Source organism: Bartonella sp. CR84HXZ, from assembly GCF_042194535.1.
GTDB classification, from domain to species: domain Bacteria; phylum Pseudomonadota; class Alphaproteobacteria; order Rhizobiales; family Rhizobiaceae; genus Bartonella; species Bartonella grahamii.
Genome location: NZ_JBHIMY010000001.1, coordinates 201,303 through 216,776 on the forward strand (window position 1 = coordinate 201,303; position 15,474 = coordinate 216,776).

Consider the following 15,474-nt stretch of genomic DNA (forward strand, 5'->3'; position numbering starts at 1 on the left):
TTTTTTTAATTTTTATAGAAAGATATATTTATTGAGAATTGCAAGAAAAATATATTATGATCTCAAGTTTCTCATAAATATGGTATTTATGGGTCATTAAAGCGCCTATTTTAAAATAAATTTTTTATTTTGGAGATGTTTCTCTCATTATTCTCTTGTAGCAATAAAAGCCTGTTCTTATATACGAGGCAGCAAGGCTTATTGCGACTTGCAATTTTTTATTATTTTATGTTGCTTGAAGCAATGTATGGGCTTTGAGTGTTATGAGGAGCTGTCTTAAAAAGATGCTTTATGAAGGTTGAGGTAGCTTGCTGAATGGAGATTATAATATGGCAAAAGTAATTGGTATTGATTTGGGGACAACGAACTCTTGTGTGGCTGTTATGGATGGCAAAAACGCAAAGGTTATCGAGAACTCAGAAGGAGCACGAACAACACCTTCCGTTGTTGCCTTTACTGATGGGGGAGAGCGGCTTGTTGGACAGCCTGCTAAACGGCAGGCGGTAACAAATCCCGAAGGGACGGTTTTTGCAGTTAAACGTTTGATAGGGCGTCGTTTTGATGATCCTATGGTTGAAAAAGATAAAGCACTTGTGCCTTATAAAATTGTTAAAGGTGACAATGGTGATGCATGGGTTGAAGAAGCGGGTAAGAAATATTCTCCATCGCAAATTTCAGCTATGATTTTGCAAAAGATGAAGGAAACAGCAGAATCTTATCTGGGTGAAAAAGTTGAACAAGCGGTTATTACTGTTCCTGCTTATTTTAATGATGCGCAACGTCAAGCGACTAAAGATGCGGGTAAAATTGCTGGACTTGAAGTTTTACGGATTATTAATGAGCCCACTGCTGCTGCTTTAGCTTATGGTTTGGACAAAAAAGACGGAAAAACAATTGCTGTTTACGACCTTGGTGGTGGTACATTTGATATTTCAGTACTTGAAATTGGAGATGGCGTTTTTGAAGTTAAATCAACCAATGGAGATACGTTTTTAGGGGGTGAAGACTTTGATATGCGCTTGGTCGGTTATTTTGCCGATGAGTTTAAGAAAGAGCAAGGAATTGATCTGAAAAATGATAAATTAGCTTTACAGCGCTTAAAAGAAGCGGCAGAAAAAGCAAAAATTGAGCTTTCTTCGTCACAGCAAACAGAAATCAATTTACCATTTATCACGGCAGATCAATCAGGTCCCAAGCACTTAACAATGAAATTGACTCGGGCAAAATTTGAATCTCTGGTTGACGATTTAGTGCAGCGCACCATCGAGCCTTGTAAAGCTGCGTTAAAAGATGCTGGATTAAAGGCCGGTGAGATTGACGAAGTTGTTTTAGTGGGTGGTATGACACGTATGCCCAAGATTCAGCAAGTCGTGCAAAGCTTCTTTGGTAAGGATCCACACAAAGGCGTTAATCCTGATGAAGTTGTTGCAATGGGTGCTGCCATTCAAGGGGGTGTATTGCAAGGCGATGTCAAAGACGTTTTGCTTCTAGATGTAACACCTTTATCCTTGGGGATCGAAACCTTGGGTGGTGTTTTCACACGTCTCATTGAGCGTAATACCACTATCCCAACAAAAAAATCTCAAGTTTTTTCAACAGCTGATGATAACCAGAGTGCTGTGACCATTCGTGTTTTCCAAGGTGAACGGGAAATGGCGAGCGATAATAAGTTATTGGCTCAATTTGATCTTGTTGGTATTCCTCCAGCACCACGTGGTATACCTCAAATTGAAGTTACTTTTGATATTGATGCGAATGGTATTGTTAATGTTTCGGCCAAAGATAAGGGAACTGGTAAAGAGCATCAAATTCGTATTCAGGCATCAGGTGGTTTAAGTGATGCTGATATTGAAAAAATGGTACAGGATGCGGAAGAGCATGCAGCTGAGGATAAAAAACGCCGTGAAGGTGTTGAAGCTAGAAATCAAGCGGAAGCTCTTATTCATTCAACTGAAAAGTCACTCAGTGAATATGGCGATAAAGTATCAGCTGAAGAAAAAGGACAGATTGAAACAGCAATATCTGATTTGAAATCTGCGCTTGAAGGCAGTGATACTGAAGAAGTAACAACAAAGATGCAAAAATTAGCTGAAGTCAGTATGAAGCTTGGACAGGCTATGTATGAAGCCTCACAAGCAGCGGGCGCTGACACTGAAACAGATGCAAAGAATGATGATGTTGTTGATGCTGATTTTGAAGAAGTTAATGATAAGAAGAAATAGTGTCAGCATGTGTGTTGATTAATTTATAAACCCGGCCTTTGAAATATAAGGCTGGGCTTTATTATTTGAGTGAGTTGCAACTTTGTTGCTAAAAATATAAATTAAAAGCAATCTTATCCATAAGATGGATGACAGAGAAATTATCAGGAATACATGATGAAGGTTGACTATTATGAAATTCTTGGCGTGACTCGTGAATGTGATGATAAAAAGTTGAAATCTGCTTTTCGTAAGTTGGCAATGCAATATCATCCTGATCGCAACGCCGGGGATAAAGAGGCAGAGCGAAAATTCAAAGAAATTGGCGAAGCCTACGAAGTCCTCAAAGATCCCCAAAAGCGTGCTGCTTATGATCGATTTGGTCATGCGGCTTTTGAAAATAGCGGTAGTCAAGGAGGAGCAAATCCCTTTGGAGGTTTTGCTGCTGGTGGTGGATTTGCTGATATTTTTGAAGATTTTTTTGGCGAAATTATGGGAGGTGCGCACCGTAAGCGTGGTGATGGTCGCGAACGTGGTGCAGATCTGAGTTATAATATGGAAATAACCTTAGAAGAGGTATTTTCAGGAAAAACTGCAGAAATTACTATTCCCAGTTCCGTTACGTGCGATGTTTGTGAAGGATCAGGAGCGAGAAAGGGTTCTAAGCCGCAAGTTTGTGGAACATGTCATGGATCTGGTCGTGTGCGTGCTGCACAAGGTTTCTTTTCTATTGAGCGAACATGTCCTTCATGTCATGGACGTGGTGAAACTATTACGGATCCATGCCCAAAATGTCAGGGGACACGACGCATAGAGAAAAAACGTTCATTGAGCGTGAATGTTCCAGCTGGTATTGAAGATGGAACGCGTATTCGCCTTTCTGGTGAGGGTGATGCTGGTATTCGTGGTGGCCCCAATGGTGATCTTTATATTTTCCTTTCCGTTAAACCGCATGAGTTTTTTCAGCGAGAAGGAGCAGATCTTCACTGTCGCGTTCCTATTTCAATGGTAACAGCTGCTTTAGGAGGAGAGTTTGAAGTTTCCGATCTTGATGGTGTTAAAGCACGTGTTAAGATCCCAGAAGGGACACAAAATGGACGTCAATTCCGCCTTAAGGGTAAGGGTATGCCCATGTTGCGTCGGCAGCAAGCAAGGGGTGACCTTTACATCCATATCACGATTGAGACACCACAAAAATTAACGCAAGAACAACGTGAACTATTGCAAAAATTTGAAAAACTTTCAAATCATGAGAATTCACCGCAATCACATGGCTTTTTTTCACGTATGAAGGAATTTTTTGAAAATATTTCTGGTTAAATATGTGAATGTTCTCAGAATAGATTAGAAAAAACTTTTGGAAGGTTATTTTAATTAAGCTTTCTATAGTCTTATTCATCTGTGAAAAGCATTTTTTTCTTGAAAAGAAAAGAGAGAAACGATTAATTTAGGGTAAGTAAGTGCCTGCCGCTGATAGTTTTTTACATTTCACGAGTTTTATGGATAAGTCTTATTTTTGAGTATCTATGATATTTTAAAAAGGGCTTATCCATACAAGAAGAACGCAATTGAGTGACTAATTTCCAGTGTCATGATAACTGCCTTTATGCATTCAGCATTTTTTGTATTTATTGTTTTACTCAAAATGTCTTTTTAAAAGCCCTATACTAAAACTGTCAAATAGGTAGTAGCCTATCAAGAAGTAGCTAAATAAGCTGTTAGACAATCCATCTTTTTCAAATAAAATATCAATTCCTCATAACCAATTTTATTTTTGGCATTTTTGATAGTCTTAAAAATTGCTTGGATAAGGTTACAGAGCTAAGTCAATCTACTTCTTATCTTGGTGATCTGTTAATTTTATTATTATTTTATTATTATAAGAAAATTTTGTTTTTATCTTACAAAATCAATGGTTGTATATATTCTTATTCATTGTTAAGTATCCATAAGCATAAACTAACGAGTCGAATGTACGGCATAGCTTTAAAATTTTTTCAGAACTTTGCTTTTCAATTTTATACATAAAATCATAAAATAATAACGTTTTGTACGCCTGTTTTGTTTAATTTTTCGCTGTCAGTTTTTTGAGGAAGTTGTTTTCTTGTTTCATTTCGTTATTACTTTTCCTAAATTCCACTAAGAGATGGTAAAAAGTGATGAGGAGGCTCTATTAATGGATGATGCTAAAAACGGTGCTGTAGATGTTTTAGAAAAACAAGCAGCATTTCTATCGTCTGCTTTACCATATATGCAAAAATACGAAAATGAAACGGTTGTGGTAAAATATGGCGGTCATGCTATGGGTGATCCTGCCTTGGGGCGAGCATTTGCGCGTGATATTGCTCTATTAAAGCAATCGGGGATTAACCCTGTTGTTGTTCATGGTGGAGGACCTCAAATTGCTGAAATTTTGATGAAAATGGGGATTGAATCACGATTTGAAAACGGTTTACGGGTAACCGACGAGCGGATCGTTGAAGTCGTTGAAATGGTTTTGGCCGGTTCCATAAACAAAGAAATTGTCGCTCTCATCAATGCAGAGGGTGAATGGGCAATAGGATTATGTGGTAAGGACGGCAATATGGTTTTTGCCGAAAAGGCTTATAAAACTGTCATTGATCCTGATTCGAATATTGAACGTGTTTTAGATTTGGGATTTGTTGGTGAGCCTATTGAAGTTGATCGCACATTGCTGGATCTTTTAGCATGTTCTGAAATGATACCAGTTCTTGCTCCTGTGGCTCCAGGACGCGATGGAAAAACCTATAATATTAATGCTGATATTTTTGCTGGGGCTATTGCTGGTGCATTAGAGGCTAAACGCCTTTTATTTCTCACTGATGTTCCTGGTGTTTTGGATAAACAGGGCCAACTTTTAAAAGAATTGACAGTTTCTGAAGCAGAGAAACTTATCAAAAATGGGACAATTTCAGGAGGCATGATTCCAAAAGTAGAGACTTGTATAAAAGCCCTTCAAAATGGTGTGGAAGGTGTTGTCATTTTAAATGGTAAAACTCCTCATTCTGTTTTACTAGAACTGTTTACCGAACAGGGAGTTGGAACGCTTATTGTTTCATAAATTGTGCGGAAAATTGGAGGAGAAAGCCTTTCATGACAAATATAAAACAGCTTAAATATCCTTTATTAAGTAAGCCAGAATTAGCAATATTTGCTGCAACAATATTGTGGGGTATTACATTTTTAGTCATTCATATTGCGGTACGCTATAGTGGTCCCCTGTTTTTTGTTGGATTTCGTTTTATTGTTGCATCTCTTATATGTGGAGCAATTTTTTGGCGCTCTATAAAAGGTATAACGGTTTATGAAGTTTTCGCTGGGATGGCGATTGGTTTAGCCATGTTTTTAGGTTATGCTTTTCAAGCAGCTGGACTTCAAACGATTATTAGTAGTCAGTCGGCTTTTATTACAGCGCTTTATGTACCGATGGTTCCAATCTTGCAATGGATTGTTTTTAAAAAACCTCCCCGTTTTGCTTGTTGGGTTGGTATTGTTTTCGCTTTTATTGGGCTTGTTCTTGTTTCAGGACAAAAGCCGGGGAATTTTGATTTTTCAAAAGGCGAAATTTTGACTTTGTTAGGCGCTTTAGCGATTGCTGGAGAAGTCATACTCATCGGAATTTTTGCCAATAAGGTTGATAGTCGGCGTGTGACCATTATTCAGTTATTTTTTAGTGGTTTTTTTTCATTTTCTTGTATGCCTTTGATGGGTGAAAGCATTCCTGAATTTTCGTGGGTATGGTTTAGTATTGGCATCGGATTGGCATTAATGAGTGCCATCATTCAATTGGCTATGAATTGGGCACAAAAGTCTATTTCTCCTACACGTGCAACACTCATTTACGCAGGTGAACCGGTATGGGCTGGTATTGTTGGGCGTTTGGCTGGAGAGCATTTATCCCCGTTAGCATTATTAGGTGGCTTGCTTATTCTGATTGGGATCATTGTGGCTGAATTACAACCTTCACAATGGCGTAAAAAAAATAAAGCAATTGAAAAAATTGATTAGCTATGCACCTTTGCTATTATGATTTTATTACATGAGATTTTTGCTTGCAAAGTTTTCATTTTTGAGGCTTTTTTAAAATATGAAGATAAGGAGGCTTTATAAGCTATTCCAGCTTTTGTATAGCAAATTGGAGTAATAATATTTATCTGTTTGCTTAACCTCTGAAACGGGAAGCCAACCTTCATTGAGTCAAAGCATGAAGTGGTAAAGACAAAAAACAACACTCATCTTTACTGTTATTGTTAAATTTAGCTTTACAATTTTCAAAAACATCCATGGTAATTTTTTTGAATAATAAAAATTACGCACCGTTGCACGTTATTCCTTTTGTTATTTCATGGGATCACGCTTTTCACGTAAAATAGAACGCCTAAAGCAGCTTCCCATAATGTTGTATATTAACGCGTTTTTTAAAAAGACAATTTTCTTAATATACATCATATTCATTGACGGTCCGCGTGAAGTATAGAAAAACCACAGAGCATCATCGTTTTACTTAAATAAAAGGCACTAGCATTTTCTTTGTCAGTTCTCAATATTACGACAGCCTTTGGCATTTAAAAGAGAGAGGCATGTTTACTCATTTCTTAAACGTTTTTATCCATATACTAGCCCTGTTTTATAATGGGGAAGCAAAAAATTTGATTGATTCATTATGAAAAGATTTAAAATGAGAAAGGCTCGCGATATTCAGAGTTTTAATTTAAATTGAAAAACAATAAACGATGATTATAAATTAATGCATTATCCAATGAATCGAAGAGGATTGGTGTTTTTTATCTTTAATGGACGGAGGAAGGAGTTGTATAAAAAGTACATAAAAAGATCACTCAATAGAGCATATTTCTAAAGTTTTAAAAATTGAGAAGAAACTCCCTCGATATTCATGTTATTTTATATAAGATTGCTAAAAAAGCAGGTTATTGCGTATAAATAAAAAAGCACTTCCTGCGAATTTTATTGCAAGCTTAAGTGATATACACGCCCATCATATAAATATTATAACATATTGATTTATAATTAATATAGAATTATTCACATTGAATTAGAATCCTGAATACCGTAAAACTTTCTCACTTCAAATCGTTTTCATATTAAATCAATCCAAATCTACTTGCTTACACGTTACAAGAAGGTGGTCCATGTGGGTAAAAACTGTACAAGAAAGGCATATCTCTTATAAACTCTTTCAAGTGTAAAGGATTGTTGCAACATTGGAGGTTGGCAAAATGTGTGATGGTGCCGGTTTATCCAGCATATGAGTCATAAAATAAGATGTGAAAATATCATTTTAGTACCGTTGGATTTAATTTAGCAAATAAAAGCCTCATTTTTTAGGTTATGAAAAGTTGTGTTTTGAGAAGCTTTTTAGGTTTATATTCTTTTGATAGAAGCCGGAGCATAATTGGTCTTTGCGTTTTGTATTATTCTTTGCTAAATCGCCTTATATGACAATAGATCGTAATTATATTCGTAATTTTTCCATCGTGGCGCATATTGATCACGGCAAATCCACTTTAGCTGATCGTTTGATTCAAATAACAGGTGGACTTGATACACGTGAGATGAAAGAACAAGTACTCGATTCCATGGATATTGAGCGTGAACGTGGAATTACTATTAAAGCACAAACGGTACGTTTACACTATAAGGCAAAGAATGGTGAAACCTATATTTTAAATCTTATGGATACACCTGGTCATGTGGATTTTGCTTATGAGGTTTCGCGTTCATTGGCAGCTTGTGAAGGTTCTCTGTTGGTGGTGGATGCAAGCCAAGGTGTAGAGGCGCAGACGTTAGCAAATGTTTATCAAGCCATTGATAATTCCCATGAGTTGGTTGTTGTACTCAATAAAGTTGATCTTCCAGCAGCAGAACCTGAGCGTGTTAAAGAACAAATTGAAGATGTGATAGGCATTGATACATCTCAAGCAGTAGAAATATCAGCAAAAACAGGTTTGGGTGTTCCTGATGTTTTGGAGGCAATTGTTACACAATTACCACCTCCACATACAGGCGATGTTGCAAATCCCTTGAAAGCAATGTTGGTTGATAGCTGGTATGATGCATATCTTGGTGTCATTGTTTTGGTACGAGTGATAGATGGTATTTTAAAAAAAGGCCAAACCATTCGTATGATGGGTACGGGAGCAAAATATCCAGTTGAGCGCGTTGGGGTGTTTACACCTAAAATGGTACAAGTTGATGAGTTAGGACCAGGCGAGATTGGTTTTATCACTGCCTCTATCAAAGAAGTAGCAGATACACGGGTTGGGGATACGATTACTGAAGAGCGCCGTCCTTGTGAAAATGCTTTGCCTGGTTTTAAGCCGGCGCAACCAGTTGTATTTTGTGGTCTTTTTCCAATTGATGCTGCCGATTTTGATGATTTACGTGCAGCCATGGGCAAATTACGCTTAAATGATGCGAGTTTTTCTTTTGAAATGGAAACATCCGCGGCTTTGGGATTTGGTTTTCGCTGTGGCTTTTTGGGACTTCTTCATCTTGAAATTATTCAAGAGCGATTAGAGCGTGAGTTTAATTTGGATTTAATCGCGACTGCACCTTCGGTTGTTTATCGCATGAATATGAATGATGGTTCTGTTAAAGAGTTGCACAATCCAGCGGATATGCCTGATGTGGTTAAAATTTCTTCAATCGAAGAACCATGGATTCGGGCGACAATCATGACTCCTGATAATTATCTTGGGTCAATTTTAGAGCTATGCCAAGAGCGGCGGGGGATACAAGCTGGTTTGTCCTATGTTGGAACCCGTGCTATGGTAACGTACGATTTACCACTGAATGAAGTTGTTTTTGATTTTTATGATCGGCTAAAATCAATCTCAAAGGGTTATGCTTCTTTTGATTATCAGATGGCAGATTATGCAGAAGGGGATTTAGTTAAAATGTCTATTTTGGTAAATGGAGAGTCTATAGATGCATTGTCTATGCTTGTGCACCGCACGATTGCAGAAAAGCGCGGGCGTTCCATGTGTGAAAAGCTGAAAGATCTTATTCCCCAGCATATGTTTCAGATTCCAGTTCAAGCGGCTATTGGTGGTAAAGTTATAGCGCGCGAAACAATTCGTGCTTTGCGTAAAGATGTAACAGCGAAATGTTACGGGGGTGATGTCACGCGTAAGCGCAAACTTTTGGAAAAGCAAAAAGAAGGCAAAAAGCGGATGCGTCAATTTGGAAAAGTAGAAATTCCACAATCGGCATTTATTCAAGCACTCAAAATGAACAAATAATGAAAAAAGGAGTATTTCTCTTATTGATTGCGCTTTTGCTTTTATTGATTGATTCAGGTGCTTAAAGAACACTTTTAAATAGAATTGCGCTGTGCTTCATGTTTTTGTGTATTGCGTAATGATGTCATGCTTCTCACGTAAAACAGAATGCTTTAAACGAAATACATTTATGTTGCATATTGGTGTGCTTGTTTTAGTGAATCATCACTCAATGCATCAAATTCCATTTCACAATGGAGGCTGTGAAAAATATAAAGTAACATACACTGTGAATGATATAAAATCCATTTGGCATCACCGTCTTTACGCGTCATAAAGGTGCAAAGCGCATCTATCATACTCTTTTTTAGCTCAAAATATTATGACAGTCCTTATCATTTGAGAGAATTTTCATTAAAAATATTTTTACTCTTTTCTTAAAGTGTCTCTTGCCCACACACCAACTGCGTTTGTAACACGCAAGGAAATGATAGTGATTAGATTCACTATGAAAGGATTTGAAATGAGAGAATTTTTGTATTCGAGGTTATTATTCAAGTAAAAAAACGATGAAATATTATTGTGAATTAATCTTGTGTCTAAGAACGTAAAAGATCATTAATGGATGTTTTTTCTCGTGTTTTTTGATCAACGCGTTTTACAATAACAGCACAATAAAGGCTTGGTCCTGCTTCACCATTTGGTAAAGGTTTTCCAGGGAAACAACCTGGCACAACCACTGAATAGGCTGGTACTTCACCGATAAAAATTTCACCTGTTGTACGATCAATAATCTTTGTAGATTTTCCAATAAAGACTCCCATTCCCAAAACAGCACCTTCACGGATAATACAGCCTTCAACAATTTCAGAGCGAGCACCGATAAAGCAGTGATCTTCAATGATTGTTGGGTTTGCTTGCAGTGGTTCCAAAACACCTCCAATACCAACACCGCCAGAAAGATGGACATGTTTACCAATTTGTGCACAAGAACCAACGGTGGTCCATGTATCAACCATTGTACCCTCATCGACAAAAGCACCAAGATTAACAAAGGATGGCATCAATATAACGTTGGGTGCAATGTAAGCAGAATGACGTACAATGGCTCCAGGAACGGAACGGAAAGCAGCACTTTTAAAATCGGTCTCTTGCCAACCAGAGAATTTTGAAGGAACTTTATCCCACCAATGTGTTCCATTGATTCCACCAGTAATAATTTGCATAGGATTAAGCCGAAAAGAGAGCAAAACCGCTTTTTTCAACCATTGATGAACATGCCATTGTCCATTTTTTTGTCGTTCTGCAACACGGATTTCACCGTTATCAAGAAGGTTCAATGTATGTTCGACACTCTCACGGATTTCGCCTTTTGTGGTAGTATCGATAGAATCGCGATCGTCAAAAGCTTGTTGAATAATCATTTCAAGTTGTGTGAGATGGGGCATGACGAGAGTTCCGTTAAACAAGTTGAAAGCTTCAAGGTTTATTCTCTATGAACTACGCGAAGAAATGTGTTCAGTCAATAAAACGATGAGGAAGTAGGACAGGTGCATGAAAAAAGGCTGTAAAGAAAAAAGAAAAGGAGAACAAGAAAATTGGACACCACTTCTCCATACGAAGGATGCTCTACAACAAATACATAAAATCTCTAATTCAGCACAAATGCGTTCGTCTACTTATCGTTTAGCCTATATCGATCAAGATTTTATGATGCGTCCAGAGTTGCGCTCACAACGTATTGGTCTTGAATTTTTAAAGCCGGAAATAACCCTTAAAGAATATGATATTCAATCAACAGTTGTTTTGTTTGGTGGTGCGCGTATTCCTGAATCTGGGCAAGCGGCGTGGGCTGCAAAAAATGAAATACAAAAGAAAAATTTGCGTGCTATGTCACATTATTACGATGAAGCGAGAGAATTTGCGCGTTTGTGCTCATTTTATTCTGCTACGACAGAATATCGTGAATTTGTGGTTGTTACGGGGGGCGGACCAGGAATTATGGAGGCGGGAAATCGTGGTGCTTGTGATGTTGGTGCCCCAACGATTGGTTTGAATATTATTTTACCACATGAGCAGGAACCTAATTCGTATGTGTCGCCGCATTTGTGTTTCAATTTTCATTATTTGGGGATGCGCAAAATGCATTTTTTAGTACGAGCGAAAGCATTAGCTATCTTCCCTGGAGGATTTGGGACTCTGGATGAATTGTTTGAGACGTTAACTTTAGTACAGACGGGGCGTATGAAACAGGTACCAATTTTATTGTTTGGCAAAGAATTTTGGAGCAATACTATCAATTTTGAGTATCTATCTGAACAAGGTACAATTTCTCCTACTGATGTTAATTTTGTGAAATTTGTCAATACAGCAGCAGAAGCTTTTGAAGAAATTCGTTCTTTTTATAAACTGCCTTAATGACTTTTAAGACGTTCACTCTTGAAGGATAATTAATACTCTACTTTGGTTAAATAAAGTCCTGAAGGAGGAGCAACAACACCACAATGTTTACGATCTTTAGCATGAAGAGCTGCTTCGAGATCTTGAGCTGTCCAACGTCCAATACCCACTTCCATGAGGCTTCCTGCGAATGAACGGATTTGATGATGAAGAAAAGAACGGGCTTGCGCATAAAGGAAAATTTCTTCACCTTCTCTTTGAATATCGAGGCGGTCAAGGGTGCGAATAGGGCTTTTTGCTTGGCAATGTGCGGAACGGAAAGTGGTAAAATCATGTTTTCCTACAAGCTTTTGAGCAGCTTCATGCATGGCTTCAGCATTAAGAGGCTTTGGCAACCACCACACGCGTTTGGCATTTAAGGCTGGTGGAGAGCGACGATTAAGAATTTTAAAAAGATAATGGCGTTTTACAGCGGAAAATCGTGCATCAAAGTCATCAGGGACATTTTGTACGTTTAAGATTGAAATCGCTTCTCCCTGTTTACGTAAAAGAGCATTGAGCGCATCACGTACAGTATGGGGATGCCAGTTTTTTATGAAATCAACATGCGCAACTTGTCCCGTAGCGTGTACGCCCGCATCGGTTCTTCCTGCTGTTGTTATGGTCAATTGTTGTCCACTAAAGGAAAAGAGTACCTTTTCAAGAGCTCCTTGTACAGTGTGAAGTTTTACTTGACGCTGCCAACCAGCATAATTTGAACCATCATATTCAAGAGTGAGTTTAAAACGTGGCATCTTAAAAAACAGCAGAAATATAAGCACCTCGTAAAAAGGTTGCGCTATCAAGGACTTTACCACCCGATCTTTGGAGAGAGGTTATTTCTATCCGCCCTTGTCCACAATGGACAATCAAAGAATCTGGTTCGATCCGTCCAATTTCAAGAGAAGGACCTGTTGTTAAGCGACTATCAAGAATTTTTACACGTTCTTCTCGTCCCCCAATATTCATATTGCACCAGCAACCAGGAGAAGGAGAGAGCGCGCGAATATGCCTCTGAATAAATTCTGCAGGTTTTGTCCAATCAATGCGGGTCTCTTCCTTTTTGATTTTGGCAGCATAGGTGATGCCTTCCTCTGATTGTGGGGTTAGTTTAAGTTGGTCTTTTTCAAGAGTTGATAGGGTTTCTATCATAAGTTCTGCGCCAATATGTGAAAGTTTGTTTGAAAGCTCAGCAGTGGTGGTGTTATCAGTAATGGGGATGGAGCGAGAAAGAGCGATAGGTCCCGTATCAAGTCCTTCATCCATTTTCATGATCATGATACCTGTTTCTTTATCGCCAGCCATAATTGCACGCTGAATAGGTGCAGCACCACGCCAGCGTGGTAAGAGTGAAGCGTGGGCATTAAAACAACCAAAACGGGGTGTTTCAAGAATAGCTTTGGGTAAAAGGAGTCCATAGGCAACAACAACAGCAACATCAACAGAAAGTGCTGCAAATTGCTCCTGTTGTTCGATTGTTTTGAGTGTTTGTGGCGTAAAGATGGGAATAGATTTCTCTTTTGCTACATTGTGAACAGGTGAGGGGATTAATTTAAGTCCTCGACGTCCTGCTGGGCGAGGGGGTTGACTATAAACAGCAACAACATCATGACCTGCATCCAATAAAGCACGTAAAATAGGAACAGAAAAATCTGGTGTCCCCATAAAACTTAATCGTAAAGCCATTACAAAACTGCTTCCTGCATGTTTTTTTCTTTTGCGCGTTTTTTAAATTTTCGTATCACCATATCGCGTTTGATCTTTGAAATGTAATCAATAAAAAGGCGCCCATTTAAATGATCAATTTCATGCTGCAAGCAAGTTGCCAAGAGATCGTCTGCTTCAATTTCTGTTTGTTTTCCTTCACGGTTCTGGTAGCGAACACAAAGGCGTTTAGGACGTTCAACCTCTGCAAAATAGTCAGGAATAGAAAGACAACCTTCTTTATAAATATTACGCTCATCTGAAAGCCATAAAATTTCAGGGTTGATAATAACAAATGGTTTTTTCTGCTCATCTTCAGAATTTCCAGAGACATCTATAACCAACATACGTAGCGGTATACCAATTTGAATAGCAGCAAGACCAACGCCCTTAGCACTATACATGGTTTCCAACATATCATCCGCAAGTTTTTGAAGAGCTGAATCGACCTGATCAACGGGCTTGGACACTTCCCGTAAAATCGGATCAGGTAAAGTAACTAAAGATCTCATTGGCATAAGTAGAGATTAATCAATGGTTTGTTATTGGTCAATATTGAATAACGGATTCTTGCGTTTTTTTACAATAAGAGCGTTATATTACAATTTATGTTTGATTCGTTTTTTTCCATACTCGCTGGAGAGTTTTTTTCTAAACTAATGCTTTTGCTTTTATTTATACTTGTTTGTTGGGCATTTTTTATGTCGATACATTCTCATCGAAAAAAAGCATTTTTGGAAAATGAAATTGCTGAACGCGCACGTGAGGCACAAATGCAGATGGCTACCTTGCTGAAAACACAAGCTGAAATGCAAGGGAGAATGCAAACGATGGCGGAAATTTTTGGTCAACGGCAGGCTGAATTGAATAAATCACTCAGTGAGCAACTCAATGGGATGACAACAAGCTTAGGCCAAACACTTCAGGTACAGACCAAATCCACTTATGAAAATTTGAATCGTTTGCAAGAGCGTTTAGCAGTTATTGATGCGGCACAAAATAATATTCAATCGCTTACGGGACAAGTTGTTCAGTTGCAGTCCATTTTAAGCAATAAGCAGACACGTGGTACTTTCGGTCAGGGGCGGATGGAAGCAATTATTGCCGATGCCTTACCAACAAATGCTTATGTTTTTCAGGCTGTTCTTTCCAATGGAAAACGCCCAGATTGTCTCATTCATATGCCCAATAAAGCCCCTTCTCTTGTTGTTGATGCTAAATTCCCTCTGGAGGCTTGGAATGCTATGCGTAAGGCAGAATCAGCGCAAGAGCGTCAAGAGGCAGAACGCCAATTTCGTACCGATATGGAAGTCCATATTCGTGATATTGCACAAAAATATTTGATTCCTGGAGAAACCCATGACACTGCTTTCCTTTTTGTGCCATCTGAATCGATTTTTGCAACAATTTATGAGGACTTTGAGGCATTGGTACAAAAATCCAATAGAGCTCATGTGATTATTGTTTCACCATCTTTGTTGATGCTCTCTGTCCAAGTGGTACAAACCATTATGAAAGATGCACGGATGCGTGAACAAGCGCACTTAATTCAATCAGAAGTAGCAAAATTGATGGAAGATTTTGGACGAATGGATATACGTGTTCGTGCGTTACAGAAGCACTTTCACAAAGCAGGTGAAGATATAGAGGGAATTTTGATATCGTCTTCCAAAATTATGAAACGGGCAAATCGCATTGAAACTGTCGAATTAAAAGAGAATCATTCTGAACCAACAAAAATGACAACATTGGCTCAGTCGCAAACATTGCGTTTTGCTGACGAGGAATAAAGCAAAGCAAGCTTCTTAAATATCACAAGTCAGATCATGTTCTTTATTGATTGGTAATATTTTTTTAGTATCTCTATC

12 protein-coding genes are annotated in these 15,474 nt (G+C 38.3%); 7 read left to right on the forward strand and 5 right to left on the reverse strand.

The features are described from left to right. Nucleotides 1–329: 329 nt before the first annotated feature. The 5 genes from dnaK (at nt 330) to lepA (ending at nt 9,484) form a co-directional block, all read left to right on the forward strand. A complete protein-coding gene (dnaK, locus tag ACFIKD_RS00815) occupies nt 330–2,222 on the forward strand; it encodes a molecular chaperone DnaK (RefSeq protein ID WP_375635402.1) in 1,893 nt (630 codons plus the stop codon). 156 nt (nt 2,223–2,378) lie between these two features. Beyond that, complete coding sequence (gene dnaJ, locus ACFIKD_RS00820) at nt 2,379–3,521, forward strand: molecular chaperone DnaJ (protein WP_012754490.1); 1,143 nt, start codon at nt 2,379–2,381, stop codon at nt 3,519–3,521. 856 nt (nt 3,522–4,377) lie between these two features. Beyond that, entirely contained in the window at nt 4,378–5,283 is a 906-nt protein-coding gene (gene argB, locus ACFIKD_RS00825) for an acetylglutamate kinase (protein WP_012754491.1), read from the forward strand. Nucleotides 5,284–5,315: 32 nt separating this feature from the next. After that, entirely contained in the window at nt 5,316–6,230 is a 915-nt protein-coding gene (locus ACFIKD_RS00830) for a DMT family transporter (protein ID WP_375646961.1), read from the forward strand. A 1,448-nt stretch (nt 6,231–7,678) separates the two neighbouring features. After that, the gene (lepA, locus tag ACFIKD_RS00835) at nt 7,679–9,484 is read left to right on the forward strand and encodes a translation elongation factor 4 (protein WP_012754493.1); all 1,806 of its coding nucleotides are present in this window, start codon (nt 7,679–7,681) and stop codon (nt 9,482–9,484) included. A 167-nt stretch (nt 9,485–9,651) separates the two neighbouring features. On the opposite strand, the gene ACFIKD_RS00840 is transcribed toward lepA, so the two are convergent. Then, entirely contained in the window at nt 9,652–9,822 is a 171-nt protein-coding gene (locus ACFIKD_RS00840) for a hypothetical protein (RefSeq protein ID WP_375635403.1), read from the reverse strand. 240 nt (nt 9,823–10,062) lie between these two features. Further along, complete coding sequence (gene dapD, locus ACFIKD_RS00845; RefSeq protein WP_375635404.1) at nt 10,063–10,911, reverse strand: 2,3,4,5-tetrahydropyridine-2,6-dicarboxylate N-succinyltransferase; 849 nt, start codon at nt 10,909–10,911, stop codon at nt 10,063–10,065. Nucleotides 10,912–11,017: 106 nt separating this feature from the next. On the opposite strand from dapD, the gene ACFIKD_RS00850 reads away from it, so the two are divergent. Beyond that, complete coding sequence (locus ACFIKD_RS00850; RefSeq protein ID WP_375635405.1) at nt 11,018–11,881, forward strand: LOG family protein; 864 nt, start codon at nt 11,018–11,020, stop codon at nt 11,879–11,881. A gap of 32 nt (nt 11,882–11,913) precedes the next feature. On the opposite strand, the gene truA is transcribed toward ACFIKD_RS00850, so the two are convergent. From truA to def, 3 genes are read right to left on the reverse strand one after another with little or no spacing between them, the layout of a single operon-like run. Beyond that, entirely contained in the window at nt 11,914–12,657 is a 744-nt protein-coding gene (gene truA / locus ACFIKD_RS00855; protein ID WP_375635406.1) for a tRNA pseudouridine(38-40) synthase TruA, read from the reverse strand. Between the two features lies 1 nt (nt 12,658). Next, nucleotides 12,659–13,588: a methionyl-tRNA formyltransferase gene (gene fmt, locus ACFIKD_RS00860; protein WP_375635407.1), complete on the reverse strand. Its 930-nt coding sequence runs from the start codon at nt 13,586–13,588 to the stop codon at nt 12,659–12,661. Beyond that, nucleotides 13,588–14,124, reverse strand: a complete 537-nt coding sequence (gene def, locus ACFIKD_RS00865; protein ID WP_375635408.1) for a peptide deformylase — start codon at nt 14,122–14,124, stop codon at nt 13,588–13,590. Before def ends, fmt begins: the two co-directional genes overlap by 1 nt. Before the next feature lie 90 nt (nt 14,125–14,214). Between def and ACFIKD_RS00870 the strand changes: the two genes are divergently transcribed. Continuing rightward, nucleotides 14,215–15,396 (forward strand): DNA recombination protein RmuC, encoded by a 1,182-nt coding sequence (locus ACFIKD_RS00870; protein WP_375646962.1) that lies wholly within the window; start codon nt 14,215–14,217, stop codon nt 15,394–15,396. Nucleotides 15,397–15,474: the final 78 nt, after the last annotated feature.

Bases quoted from the DNA above. Each gene is read 5' to 3' on its own strand.
- dnaK (WP_375635402.1), top strand. From the start codon at position 330: ATGGCAAAAGTAATTGGTATTGATTTGGGGACAACGAACTCTTGTGTG.
- dnaJ (WP_012754490.1), top strand. From the start codon at position 2,379: ATGAAGGTTGACTATTATGAAATTCTTGGCGTGACTCGTGAATGTGAT.
- argB (WP_012754491.1), top strand. From the start codon at position 4,378: ATGGATGATGCTAAAAACGGTGCTGTAGATGTTTTAGAAAAACAAGCA.
- ACFIKD_RS00830 (WP_375646961.1), top strand. From the start codon at position 5,316: ATGACAAATATAAAACAGCTTAAATATCCTTTATTAAGTAAGCCAGAA.
- lepA (WP_012754493.1), top strand. From the start codon at position 7,679: ATGACAATAGATCGTAATTATATTCGTAATTTTTCCATCGTGGCGCAT.
- ACFIKD_RS00840 (WP_375635403.1), bottom strand. From the start codon at position 9,822: ATGATAGATGCGCTTTGCACCTTTATGACGCGTAAAGACGGTGATGCC.
- dapD (WP_375635404.1), bottom strand. From the start codon at position 10,911: ATGCCCCATCTCACACAACTTGAAATGATTATTCAACAAGCTTTTGAC.
- ACFIKD_RS00850 (WP_375635405.1), top strand. From the start codon at position 11,018: ATGAAAAAAGGCTGTAAAGAAAAAAGAAAAGGAGAACAAGAAAATTGG.
- truA (WP_375635406.1), bottom strand. From the start codon at position 12,657: ATGCCACGTTTTAAACTCACTCTTGAATATGATGGTTCAAATTATGCT.
- fmt (WP_375635407.1), bottom strand. From the start codon at position 13,588: ATGGCTTTACGATTAAGTTTTATGGGGACACCAGATTTTTCTGTTCCT.
- def (WP_375635408.1), bottom strand. From the start codon at position 14,124: ATGCCAATGAGATCTTTAGTTACTTTACCTGATCCGATTTTACGGGAA.
- ACFIKD_RS00870 (WP_375646962.1), top strand. From the start codon at position 14,215: ATGTTTGATTCGTTTTTTTCCATACTCGCTGGAGAGTTTTTTTCTAAA.